The 12507-nt window shown below is 35.9% G+C and carries 14 protein-coding genes; 6 read left to right on the plus strand and 8 right to left on the minus strand.

Annotated elements, in window-relative coordinates:
• Window positions 1-16 precede the first annotated feature (16 nt).
• From P2Q73_RS01850 to P2Q73_RS01865, 4 genes are read right to left on the minus strand one after another with little or no spacing between them, the layout of a single operon-like run.
• On the minus strand, window positions 17-475 hold the full coding sequence (locus tag P2Q73_RS01850; protein ID WP_056832468.1) for a FixH family protein: 459 nt from the start codon (window positions 473-475) through the stop codon (window positions 17-19).
• Window positions 472-1866, minus strand: a complete 1395-nt coding sequence (locus P2Q73_RS01855; RefSeq protein WP_275783313.1) for a sensor histidine kinase — start codon at window positions 1864-1866, stop codon at window positions 472-474. Before P2Q73_RS01855 ends, P2Q73_RS01850 begins: the two co-directional genes overlap by 4 nt.
• Window positions 1863-2537 carry a response regulator transcription factor gene (locus tag P2Q73_RS01860; RefSeq protein WP_053588351.1) on the minus strand — a complete coding sequence of 225 codons (675 nt, stop codon included), beginning with the start codon at window positions 2535-2537 and terminating at the stop codon, window positions 1863-1865. The genes P2Q73_RS01855 and P2Q73_RS01860 overlap by 4 nt, the downstream gene beginning before the upstream one ends.
• Window positions 2534-3478: a YncE family protein gene (locus P2Q73_RS01865; protein WP_275783315.1), complete on the minus strand. Its 945-nt coding sequence runs from the start codon at window positions 3476-3478 to the stop codon at window positions 2534-2536. The genes P2Q73_RS01860 and P2Q73_RS01865 overlap by 4 nt, the downstream gene beginning before the upstream one ends.
• A gap of 250 nt (window positions 3479-3728) precedes the next feature.
• Here P2Q73_RS01865 and P2Q73_RS01870 point away from each other — a divergent pair, with 250 nt between their 5' ends.
• The gene (locus tag P2Q73_RS01870) at window positions 3729-4565 is read left to right on the plus strand and encodes a nuclease-related domain-containing protein (protein WP_275783461.1); all 837 of its coding nucleotides are present in this window, start codon (window positions 3729-3731) and stop codon (window positions 4563-4565) included.
• Window positions 4566-4853: 288 nt separating this feature from the next.
• On the opposite strand, the gene hemH is transcribed toward P2Q73_RS01870, so the two are convergent.
• Together hemH and hemE are read right to left on the minus strand one after the other, a co-directional pair.
• On the minus strand, window positions 4854-5783 hold the full coding sequence (hemH, locus tag P2Q73_RS01875; protein WP_275783318.1) for a ferrochelatase: 930 nt from the start codon (window positions 5781-5783) through the stop codon (window positions 4854-4856).
• Between the two features lie 20 nt (window positions 5784-5803).
• Window positions 5804-6856 carry a uroporphyrinogen decarboxylase gene (gene hemE, locus P2Q73_RS01880; protein ID WP_053588347.1) on the minus strand — a complete coding sequence of 351 codons (1053 nt, stop codon included), beginning with the start codon at window positions 6854-6856 and terminating at the stop codon, window positions 5804-5806.
• 203 nt (window positions 6857-7059) lie between these two features.
• On the opposite strand from hemE, the gene P2Q73_RS01885 reads away from it, so the two are divergent.
• Together P2Q73_RS01885 and P2Q73_RS01890 are read left to right on the plus strand one after the other, a co-directional pair.
• Window positions 7060-7548 carry an antibiotic biosynthesis monooxygenase family protein gene (locus P2Q73_RS01885; protein WP_275783322.1) on the plus strand — a complete coding sequence of 163 codons (489 nt, stop codon included), beginning with the start codon at window positions 7060-7062 and terminating at the stop codon, window positions 7546-7548.
• 61 nt (window positions 7549-7609) lie between these two features.
• Complete coding sequence (locus P2Q73_RS01890; protein ID WP_275783325.1) at window positions 7610-8776, plus strand: M20 metallopeptidase family protein; 1167 nt, start codon at window positions 7610-7612, stop codon at window positions 8774-8776.
• Window positions 8777-8808: 32 nt separating this feature from the next.
• Here P2Q73_RS01890 and P2Q73_RS01895 read toward each other — a convergent pair whose 3' ends face one another.
• Complete coding sequence (locus P2Q73_RS01895) at window positions 8809-10005, minus strand: ABC transporter permease (protein ID WP_275783328.1); 1197 nt, start codon at window positions 10003-10005, stop codon at window positions 8809-8811.
• The gene (locus P2Q73_RS01900) at window positions 9989-10738 is read right to left on the minus strand and encodes an ABC transporter ATP-binding protein (protein WP_275783330.1); all 750 of its coding nucleotides are present in this window, start codon (window positions 10736-10738) and stop codon (window positions 9989-9991) included. The genes P2Q73_RS01895 and P2Q73_RS01900 overlap by 17 nt, the downstream gene beginning before the upstream one ends.
• A 120-nt stretch (window positions 10739-10858) precedes the next feature.
• On the opposite strand from P2Q73_RS01900, the gene P2Q73_RS01905 reads away from it, so the two are divergent.
• From P2Q73_RS01905 to P2Q73_RS01915, 3 genes are all read left to right on the plus strand, one after another.
• Entirely contained in the window at window positions 10859-11284 is a 426-nt protein-coding gene (locus P2Q73_RS01905) for an HIT family protein (RefSeq protein ID WP_056832448.1), read from the plus strand.
• Window positions 11285-11402: 118 nt separating this feature from the next.
• Window positions 11403-11927: a tryptophan transporter gene (locus P2Q73_RS01910; protein ID WP_056832446.1), complete on the plus strand. Its 525-nt coding sequence runs from the start codon at window positions 11403-11405 to the stop codon at window positions 11925-11927.
• Between the two features lie 99 nt (window positions 11928-12026).
• On the plus strand, window positions 12027-12401 hold the full coding sequence (locus tag P2Q73_RS01915; protein WP_056832444.1) for a YtxH domain-containing protein: 375 nt from the start codon (window positions 12027-12029) through the stop codon (window positions 12399-12401).
• The last annotated feature ends 106 nt before the right edge of the window (window positions 12402-12507 follow it).

Here is a 12507-nt window from a genome sequence, read left to right on the forward strand (position 1 = left end):
TTTTTTTAGCAAGTATTTATTCGTGATGCATAGAATCATCACTGTCGTCTGGTTTCACTTTACTCATGTCAGGATTTCCGACCTTTAATTCTTGTTTCGGCATAACATGAAGGCCACGTGCTGTTGTATGGGCAAACATATAATAGACACCATCATGATCAAAAGTATAATTAGCTTCGTAAACACCGTCTTTCGTGAAAGTACCTTCTAACATTTCACTTTGGTCGCGCATCCCAGACTCCCATACTTCAAACTCCACTTTATCCGCATCGTTAACAGCTTCCTCGCCTTGAGTAACTTTTGCTGAAAGTGTGATTTCCTCTCCAACAGGTAATGTCTCTTCTGTTTGAATATCTACTACAACCTCTTCTAAAGTACCTTCATTATGTGAACCTTCGTCATGTGTTGTATCTTTAGAAGAACAACCTACTAACGTTAAAGTTACTAATGCAAGTATAGCTAAAATATTTTTCATTCGAATGAATCCTCCCAAATAGGTAATGTAATGTATACAGTCGTTCCTTTTCCAACTTCACTAGTAAATTCTAGCTTTCCTTTTTGAATAGCAACTAATTGGGAGGCAATGGAAAGTCCTAATCCTGTGCCCCCGTCTGAACGACTTCTTGCTTTATTCACGCGGTAAAAACGCTCCGTAATATGAGCTAAATGCTCTTTTTCCATACCACATCCTTCATCCTTTATTTCAATTGTCGTATCCTTTTTTGTCGTTTTATTGCTAATGCTTATACTGGACCGGTTTGGCGAATAGTGAATCGCATTTTCCAAAACATTTATCAATATTTGCTTTGTTTTCGGTTCATCCACATTTAATATGGTATCTTCATCAACCGTTACAATAAATGATATTTCTTTTTCATAAGCGTTAGATTGTACGAGCTGAATTACTTCACGAATGGCTTCCGCTAAAACAATCGGTCCAGTCTCGACATCTTCATCGTTTTCTGCTCTAGCAACGGTTAGCAAATCATTCGTTAACTTTTGCATGCGATCTGCCTCTCGAACGATTAGTTTATAAATTTCTTCTTGTTTCTCTTCTGGTATAAGCTTTTGTTCAAAAGCCTCTCCATAACCTTTTATATAACTAATTGGTGTTCTTAATTCATGCGAAACAATTGAAAGGAAATCTCGTTTTTTTTCATCTTCCTCCTGTATAGAAGCTGCCATTTGGTTAAAGGTTTGAGCGAGCTCACCAATCTCATCTTGAGACTCCACATTCACTCGAGTAGTATAATTTCCGCCTGCCATCGAAAGAGCTGCTTCTTTTAACCTTGCCAATGGTGTTAACACTTTCTGTAGACTTTTTAGGCTAATATAAGCCATTCCTATTAACAGTAAAGAAACAATCCCAATTAAAAAGACAACATCTTTAGAAGCCATTTCGGTTATTTTTGTTAATGGTACATATAAATAAATAATTCCTTCTAACCGATTTTCATCGACAAGAGGGTAAATAACCGATACAACTTCTCGATCAAATCTACTTTCAAACCCTCTTTTCGTAACTGAATTACCGGCAAGCAGTTCTGCTCTTTCCTCTGCTCCTATTAAACTTTCATAATCGATATCGAAAGGAACGCATGCACTCAATTCCCTCGGATTTCGAACAGTAAAAGCTTCTATATTCGAAAAACGATTATACTCTTCTGTTTGTTTAATAAATTCGTCTGAGACAACTCCACCATCATATGTACGATGTAAATTTTCTGCAACCTCTTTCATAGAGTTCTCCGTATATTGCACATACAGCTCCTCATATAAAAAATTTGTAAATACGACTAAGAAAACAATGGTAGTAGCAATAAAGACAAGCAACAGCATCCAAATTTTAAAGGATAACTTTTTCATTCTTTAACCTCAAAACGATATCCTATTCCCCAAACTGTATCAATGTATTTCCCAGCAACTTCACCGAGTTTCAGACGAAGCGTTTTTATATGCGTATCAACAGTGCGTGTACCACCTTCATACTGTATACCCCAAAGCAATTCTAGCAACTGCTCCCTAGAGAAAACTTTTCCTTCATTCTCCATGAATAAATAGATGAGTTCATATTCTTTCAAAGTAAGGACAATTTTAAAACCATCTCTCTTGAGTTGTCTCCCCACAATGTCATTTACTAATATTCCCTTTGTTATAATATCATTATTCGAGGAATATCCAGTTCTTCTAAGTATTGCATTGATTCTAGCAGTTAACTCCATTGCCGTGAATGGCTTTACAACATAATCATCTCCACCAAGCTGTAGTCCTTTTACTAAATCGCTCTTTGCATCAAGCGCTGTTAAGAAAATAATAGGAACTTCAGAAAACTGACGAATCTCTTCACAAACAGCAAACCCATCCTTTTCAGGCATCATAACATCTAAGAGAATAAGATCGATTTCTGTACTTTGTAGAAGTTCGATTGCTTGATTCCCGTTTTCAGCTTGGATTACTTGGAGGCCAGCCTTTTGTAAATGCATTTCAACTAGTTTTCGCATATCCTGTTCGTCATCTACAACTAATATAGTCGTCATTTACTTGCCTCCCTCTTAATCAGTTGAAAAGGCCCTTTACCAACTGAAACCTTCTTTATTACTTCTCCATTTTGTAAGAAGTAAACTTGATGATCGTCATAACCTGCTACTACAAGGCTTTCGCCAAAAGATGTAATGGAGAAAGGATTGGCTCCAACTTTAATTGAAGAAACCAGTTCTCCTCCTTTAGTGAATTTATAAACATAATTATTACCATGACTAACAGCATAAACGAATCCATCAGACGCATCCGCAAAATCTATAGGCATCATTGGTGCTTCCATTTCTCCCTGCAGTTCTCCGCTCTGTATATTGTACTTGCTAATAACTTTATTTGCCTGGCTTCCTGCACCATGTCCACCAACCCAAAGCTCGTTATCAACCAAATGTAGACCGTGGGAGGATGTAGGTATTTCCCAAGTAGTAACTAATTTTAAATCATTTATATTGTAGACAGACAATATCGTGTCTTTGAAATTAATAACGTACAAATTGTTATGATCTGCAATCATCGACATCGGATATCGACCAGTATCAGCTTTAGCAATTTCACTCCCTTTTACATCATATGAAGTAACCGTATTTTCCTTCCCATTTGCAACATATATAGTTTCTTTAACTGCATATGCAAAGGTAGCTCCTTCATGGACAGGGTAAGTTGCAATAAGTTTTCCCGTAGAAATTTGAAAAAGTTCTGCTTCTTCTAATGTGTAACCATACAAAAATATGTAATCATCTGAGACATGTGTAAATCCCGTATATGGCTTATCCAACTCCCAAGTTTCTATTAATTTTAGATTTTTTGAAATAAATTGAATGGATGGCTCCAATGTGTTTAAGCTTGCTACAAAATCCGTAGACGAATCAATGGGTGGAAATGTTTTATCTGAACAGGCTGACAGCATTCCACATAAAAAGAATAAACCTATTATTTTTCTCAAGAATTCGCCTCCTTTTTAACCATTCTAGCCGAAATCTGTGAAAAAAGATTGAAATACATCGAAAAATCAATCAAAAATGGAATAGTCGCAATTAGGAGATAATTTATCCCTCTGTTAGAATTATGAAAAGGGGCTGATAACAATTATTTCTCGAAATCCTCCGCAATCCCACATAGCATCAAATCGACTTCTCATTAGACTTCACACCTCACATCCAAAGACAAATGAAATATGTGAACAATTAAATAAAATAGAAGCAGGTTTTGCTGGAGAACAACTAGTAGACCGCAGTATTTTGGAAGTAAGTTTCCCAAAAGACCTGTACATTTTTACTGACCTTCAGTTGAAAATCCATGATTATCTTTACATTCAGTTAGATACGCTTATTGTTACCAAAAAATACTTACTCATTATTGAAGTGAAAAATATGGTTGGAACGATTACTTTTCAACCACATAAAGGACAGGTTATACGGAACCTGGATGGAGTAAGAACACCCTTCGAATGCCCAATCACGCAAATCAATAGACATATACACGCTATTGGGCAAATGCAATTGCCTCTCCCTATATTTAAAGCAATTGTTTATTCTTCTAATCGTGTCATATTAGAAAATGTACCCCCAGACGAGCCGATTTTCTTTCGTAAAAATCTTCCTCTTTATATTCAAAATCTTAATAATAAAGAGGACCACATAAACACTTCTCGATTTGAGGAAATGATAAAGACAATTCAATTGAGACGCAGTAGTACCTTTCAACAAAAACCTCTTTGTGAAAGATGGAATATACATCCTGGAACTCTCATTAGAGGATTGCTATGCAAAAACTGTGGGAAATCCTTATGTAAAATAACTAATAAAACATGGAAATGCACCAATTGTAAAGCTGTTGATCGTAATCCTATTGCACATAATATGGATGATTATTTTTTATTAATCAAAGATTCTATCACCACTGCCGAATGCAAAGACTTTTTCGGTTTATCTTCTTCACATGAAGCATACTATATGTTGAAGAAGTGCAATTTACAGAGCATCAATCAAGGAAGAAAAACAGTATATCGGAAGAAAATTGGGATTTTCTGAGATACCCCAAGATTTTCTGAGATACTCATAGATTTTCTGAGATACTCACGCGATTTTCTGAGATCCCTCGAGATTTTCTGAAATACACCCGGGATTTTCTGAGATTCCCAGAGATTTTCTGAGATACTCGAGGTTTTCTGAGATACTCCGAGATTTTCTGAGATACTCCAAGATTTTCTGAGATACTCCAGGAATTTTCTGAGATTCCTAGAGATTTTCTGAGATACTTTTTTTCGAACAATAAAAAAACCTCTAGCGAGAACTATGCTAGAGGTTTGCTTTCTATGATTAAGCTTTTAAGTGTTTTAATACGACGTCTGCCATTGCATCGATGAAAAGAGGTTGTGCATTTGGCATAGCTGGACGAACATAGGTTGCGCCGATTTCGTCACAAACTACTTTACATTCGTAGTCATTATCGTATAGCACTTCTAAGTGCTCTGCTACAAATCCAACTGGAGTGTAAACGAATGTTGTGAAGCCTTTTTCTTCATGTAATTCACGTGTTAAGTCTTGTACATCTGGACCAATCCATGGTTCTGGAGTTTGTCCCGCACTTTGCCAGCCAACAGCATAGTTTTTCACGCCAGCTGCTTTTGCGATTAAGTCAGCAGTTTCTTTCAATTGTTCTGGGTATGGATCGCCTAGCTCTTTAATTTTTTCTGGTAGAGAATGCGCTGAAACGATTAAGCAAGCTTTCTCACGTTGCTCTTCAGACATCGCCGCAAATGCTTCGCCAACTTTTTCGGTCCAATATTGAATGAATTTAGGCTCGTCATACCAGCTTTCAACGGATGTAATTTTTAAGTTGCCAAGTTTTTCTGCCTCTTCTTTAATTCGACCGTTATACGATTTAATCGAGAATGTTGAGAAGTGAGGAGCCAATACCATGGAAACTGCTTCTGTAATACCGTCTTTGTGCATTTCAGCCACTGCATCTTCTAAGTAAGGTTCAATATGCTTTAATCCAATGTATAATTTAAATTCAATTTCATCTTGAATTTCATTTAAACGTTTACAAAGACCTTTCGCTTGGTTTTCTGTAATTTTAGCAAGTGGAGAAATTCCTCCGATTGCTTTGTAGCGACCAGTTAAATCGGCCAATTGCTCTTCACTTGGTTTACGTCCATGACGGATATGTGTATAGTAGCGTTCTATATCTGCTTCCTCATATGGTGTTCCATATGCCATTACTAGTAATCCCATTGTTTTTTTCATTCGTATCACCTCAAGATAGTTTAGTTAGATTTTGCTGCAATCAATTCTTTACTATATTCATGTACTAAAGTCGTTAAGCGCTTCAGCGTGTCCGGATCTACCTCTGGAAATACACCATGTCCAAGATTAAAGATATGTCCTGGATTTGCTACTCCTTGTTCTACAATAACTTTTGCACGTTTTTCGATTTCTTCCCAATTACCAATCAGATAAGAAGGATCTAGGTTCCCCATAAGCGTTTTTGTTAATCCTTTAGCACGCGCTTCCTCAATAGATAAACGCCAGTCGATTCCGACTACATCCACCGACAAATCATGCCATTCCATTGCTAAGTGACTAGCTCCAACACCAAACGTTATTAAAGGAACACCTGTCTCACGAAGCTCATTGAAAATACGTGTCATTACTGGTTTAATGAAAATACGATAATCTGCTACGTTTAAAGCTCCAACCCAAGAGTCAAAAATTTGTATCATTTTAGCTCCGGCTTTGACTTGTGCTTTTATATAAACAATGATCATATCAGCTAGCTTGTCCATTAGAGCAAACCATGCTTGAGATTCAGAAACCATAAATGCTTTCGTTTTGTTATAACTTTTCGAAGGGCCACCTTCAATCATGTAACTTGCCAATGTAAAAGGTGCACCTGCAAATCCGATTAGTGGAACATTCAATTGTTCCGTTGTTAGAAGTTTAATCGTTTCTAAAACAAAAGGTACATCATCTTCTGGTGATAGGTCCCCAAGATTATACACATCTTGCACAGTTCGAATCGGATTCGAAATGACAGGGCCAACACCCGCTTTTATTTTTACATCTACTCCAATTCCAGTTAGAGGAGTTACGATATCTTTATATAGTATAGCTGCATCCACATTGTAATTTTCTACTGGAAGACGTGTTACATAGGCACATAACTCAGGCTCATGCGTAATCTGTTCTAACGAGTATTTTTCTTTAATTTTTCTATACTCTGGTTGTGAACGGCCAGCCTGCCTCATATACCATACTGGTGTGTGATCTACTGCTTCTCCACGAGCTGCACGTAGTATTGTATCATTAAAAGTTGACATTCCCTTTTCCTACCTTTCTTCTATATAACTGTACCCTGTTCAATATACGTCTCAACTATAGACGTTCTCTTGCTTATTGTATATAAATATAATGTAATTGTCATAAATTTGTCCTGCATTTCCAGTCTTTATTTTGAAATAGAGTTTTTAATTTGACTTTAAGGGGAAAAGTATTACCAATAAAGAAAGTGGAGGTTAATTATATGAACTTTTATATAACATCTGGAACACCCGAATTTATGGATTCAATTAAAAAGAAGCATCCAAAAGAAGATTTGTTTCTTTTACATGGTGTCGGTAACTCTGTTCTGATTCATGAAACTTCTGGCAAGTCTGTTTTCCAAGTACCACGTAAATATGAAATTCTAGAGTCTTATGGTAGGTTTTCCGAAAAAGGGTATTTCGTTTTGCAACACATACCTCTTTCCGATGAAGGACGTCCTATATTTGAATATCAGTATACCAAATTAACTGAAACAGTTGAAAAAGAGCCTGGTTTTATCGCTCTTCGTGTACTGAAGCCCTTGAAGTCTGACACGTATATTATTTTAACAGAATGGTCTGGATCAAATAGTTTTGAAGTATGGAAAAAATCAAATCCATTAAATTTTGACCATGTAGCAGATAAGCAAAAGATTTTCACAAGTGCCCCTTATGTATCTACTTATAAATCATTGCCTAAAGAAGCTTGAGATGAAAGCTTCTTTTTTTCTGTTATAATATAACTAAAAGAAATTAACGGGGGCGAGGATTTTGACAGAAGAATTATTAAACAAATTAGAGAACTCTTTTAACGATATGGTTTCAATTCGCCGTTACTTACATATGCATCCTGAGGTATCCTTTCAAGAAACAAAAACAGCAAAATATATTCAAGACTTTTACACAGAATTAGGAATTCCTTTTCAAGCAAATGTTGGTGGGAATGGAGTTGTAGCAAGAGTTAAATGTGCACTTCCTGGTAAAACAGTTGCACTACGCGCTGACTTTGATGCACTTCCAATACAAGATGAAAAGGATGTCCCATACAAATCAATAGTTGCCGGAGTTATGCATGCTTGCGGGCATGATGGACATACTGCCACACTACTTATTCTCGCTCGATCAATCAATGAATTGAAGGACCAATTATCTGGTGAATATGTTTTTATTCATCAACATGCGGAAGAATATGCGCCTGGTGGAGCTAAACCGATGATTGATGCAGGCTGTTTAGAAGGTGTCGACGTTATTTTCGGTACGCATTTGTGGTCATTAACCCCCCTTGGCACAATTGAATATAAATCCGGACCTATTATGGCAGCTGCCGACCGTTTTCATATAACTATTCAAGGTAGAGGTGGTCATGGTGCCAATCCTCATCAAGCGAAGGATGCAATCTTAGTTGCTTCTCAATTAGTTGTAAACTTGCAACAGCTAGTTTCTAGAAGAGTAAATCCAACAGAAGCTGCTGTTCTATCAGTTGGTTCTTTTGTAGCCGAAAATGCATTCAATATTATTGCAGATTCTGTTAAACTTGCTGGTACAGTGCGTACTTTTAATGCAGAAGTTCGTGATTTGATGGAAAATGAACTAGAACGTGTTATTAAGGGAACATGTCTGACAGCCGACTGTACATACTCATTTAACTTCGATAGAGGGTATCCGCCAGTTATTAACCATAAATCAGAAACAGAATTTCTAGCATCTGTAGCAAATGAAATTCCCGGAGTTGAAAAGGTTCAAGAATCTGAACTCCTCATGATTGGCGAAGATTTTGGCTATTATTTAGAAAACATTCCTGGAACATTTTTCTTCACGGGGGCTATGCCTCAAGGTGAAGTCTTCCCACACCATAGTCCAAAGTTTGACTTTGATGAACGTGCCATGCTAATCGCAGCTAAAACGTTAGGAACCGCTGCAATAAATTATCAAAAATAAAAAGAAGGCTGTCCGTGACGACAGCCTTCTTTTTATTGCTTACTCATTCGAAGTGTTATTTCAGATATTACATATATCGCTAGTGGCACTAATAGCATGAGGTTAGTGTATTCTGAAAAAATTAAGATCGCTAACAAGACAAATAATGCCTGTACAAATTGTATAATGCGAAGCAACTTATTTACAGCTATTTTTCTAGCATTCGAATCTATTGGAAATAGTAAATCCATTCGAAATTCATGTCCTGAAAGAAGTGCATGTTTTAACTGAATGACCGAGGCAAATGCTAAAGCACCAGTGAAAATAATCGCAACGATTGGGAAAGGAATAAAAATAGCGCCTACTACAGATAAAAAGGTCAATCGAACCCATAAATAAAAATAATCATCTGTTCGAATAAACGTACGCAACACTAAATATAACTGAGCATTTTTTTGTGCAAATGGTGCAAGTTTATAAAAGCCATCCAGCCATTTTCTTCTTTTCTTTTTACCTCTAATATGTGGGACATCAGTAAACATATTGGCAAATCGATAAAAACGCATCATTCGGGATTGTTCCACTTCTATAAAATGATCAAATGGATATGCAATCTCTTTCTTTTTCTTTTGCCAAACTATGAGGTATATCACCCCAATTACAACTGCTCCAATAGAAACTATATAATAACCACTCATGAGAAAGTAAAATACGGAGAATATTAAAAGAAATCTTACAAAACGATCTATCCAAACGTACTTACCATTTGAAGCCCATCGGTAATTAAATTCCACTTGAATGCTCCAGTTTTTTAGTACAAGTAAAATTAAAAATAAAATGAAAATCTCATTTTTAGATAAACCGCCTATTTTAGTTAGCAAAGGAATTGAAACAACATAAATTGCGATAGAAACAAAGACACTTGAAAAGTATGTCCATCTTAAAGCAAGCTTTAAATAATCGGGTAGTTTTGTCTCCAAAGGAAGAAAATAAACACCATCGGCATGTTTCATTAATGTGACAGGGGGACTTATCACTAAAAACAAACTCAATACAAAAGCTACGAGTAAAAAAGCCGGGAAATCGGTTGGGGCTGTTTTTAACCATTCACTATAGGCATATCCTGCTGCTCCAATTGCAAAAACAAAGACAACCGCAATATGACCAGTTGCTATAAACTTTAAGTATTTCTGCAACTCATTTATATAAAAAACAAACCGTTTATTCCATACTTCACGCAAGTTTTTCATCGTTTTGTTCCTTCGTCATTTCGATATATAAATCATCTAATGTCGCATATGGCATATTAAAAACAGCCCGCAAATCATCCATTGTCCCCTGTGCTCTAATTTTCCCGTTGTGTAAAAGTAAAATTCGATCACAATATCTTTCTGCAGTAGATAATATATGCGTCGACATAAGTACGGATGCTCCCTCATCTTTTCTTGCTTTCATTTGATCTAGGAGTGATTGTATTCCTAATGGGTCTAGTCCCACAAATGGTTCATCGATAATATATAATGATGGACTCACTAAAAAAGCACACATTATCATAACTTTTTGACGCATTCCTTTAGAGAAATGGGAAGGAAACCAGTTAAGCCTTTTTTCCATACGAAACTCTTTTAACAAAGATTCCTTTCGTGCCTCAAATACAGATGGTTCTAAGTTGTAAGCCATAGCTGTCAATTGCAAATGCTCCATTAATGTTAGTTCATCGTATAGCACAGGTGTTTCTGGAATATAAGAAAAAGAAGAACGGTATATTTCTGGGTCTTCTTTCATCATTTTTCCGTTTAATCGAATCTCACCTTGTGCAGCGTTCATTGTTCCAATGATATGCTTAATAGTTGTACTCTTCCCTGCTCCATTCAATCCAATTAATCCAACTAATTCTCCTTTACCAATCGAAAAAGTTAGATCATGTAAAACCGGCTTCCTTGTATAGCCGCCTGTCACATTATTTACTTCTAATACTGTCATTTCTGCACCTCATCTCTAATAAATAGTTTACCAAAGCTAATAGGAAAAATCTTCTTTCATCCACCCCAATCTATATATTATATGGTAAACTCATCGTAAGAATGAATAGGAGGTTTTTTCATGAGTGAATGTATTTTTTGCAAAATAATTGATGGTTCTATTCCTAGCGCAAAAATTTATGAAGATGAGCATGTTTACGCCTTTATGGATATTATGCCTTTGACAAAAGGCCATGCACTTGTAATACCAAAAAACCATAAAGAAAATGTGTATGATTTATCAGAAGAAGAAGCAAGTAATCTATTTAAAGTAGTTCCTAAAATCGCTTCTGCTTTAAAAGATGCATATGGCCCAGTAGGAATGAACCTACTAAACAATAACGGTGCACCTGCAGGACAAAGTGTATTTCATTTCCATTTACACTTCATTCCTAGATACGACCAAACAGACGGGTTCCGTGCAACATGGAATACAAAAGAAAAAACATATTCACCTGAAATTATCCAAGATTTAGCGAAAGAGGTATATGAAAAGCTAAACAATTAGTTGTTGCATTTAGATTCGAAAAGAATTACAATCTAGGTAAGTTTCTTGCTAGCGGTCAAGAGGATACGTTAGAGGAATCTTACAAATAGAGCTTAGAAAAGCTGAGGAGAGATGAGAATTGAATACAAAAAATTTAGTATTAATGTCCCTATTAGTAGGTGTAGGTGCAGTTCTTTATATTGTTATCCCAGGATTTAATGGTGGGATGAAACCAGATTTCATGTTAACAATGATGTTTATCAGTATATTATTATTTCCAGAGGTTAAAAGCGTTTTCTTACTTGGAATTTCTACTGGAATCATTTCGGGATTGTTTTCTACATTCCCAGGAGGATTTATTCCAAACGTGATTGATAAAAGCGTAACAGCGTTTGTTTTCTTCGGTTTAGTACTATTACTTAGTAAATATGCAAAAAAATTACCTGTTGCAATTGTGCTAACATGTGTAGGAACGCTAGTATCTGGAACAGTATTTTTATCAAGTGCAATTTTCGTTTTTGGAGCTAGTGCATTATTTGGAGAATTATTTGTATTAGTTGTACTCCCTGCAGTGGCTATAAATGCGGTTGCATTCTTCATTATTTATCCGATAATTGGAAAGTTAATAAAACGCTCAAAATTTGAAACTGCCTTAACAGCTTAAATTACTAGCTTTCCTTTTCATAGGAAAGCTTTTTTTGTACAGTAAATTATGTTTTAATTATTGTAAGGAGAGGAATAATACATATAAAGGGGTGATGAAATGAAAGTTTCACAATTTTTAATAGGGATTGCTACTGGTGCAATCGCAGGTTCGGTTTCCGTGCTTCTTTCGACTCCACAATCAGGTAGTCAGCTTCGATCTTCCATTAAAACAACTTCACTGGATTATAAGGACAAGCTTGCGGAAGTTAAAATAAAATTACAAGATTTAAAAAGTTCAATAAGCCGGTTAAGTAAAGAGTCAAAGGAAGTAGTGCCTGAAACAATCCAAGGGCTTAAAAAGGATATCACTGAATGGAAGCGCGAAACCACTCCACTTCAGCATCAACTCCAAGCAGAAATTAGTTCCATCCAACAAGCAATCGAAGAACTAGAAAGAACACTTCCAAAACCGAAAGAGAAGGTAGTAAATTAAAAAAAGAGGAATGCATTTAGTCAACTTCATGATTAAACGCATTTCTCTTTTTTTATAAAATTATTATATTTTGAATAATATTATATTTCCACATACATACTTTCTT

The organism is Bacillus sp. Cr_A10 (genome assembly GCF_029222665.1).
Lineage (GTDB): Bacteria > Bacillota > Bacilli > Bacillales_A > Planococcaceae > Psychrobacillus.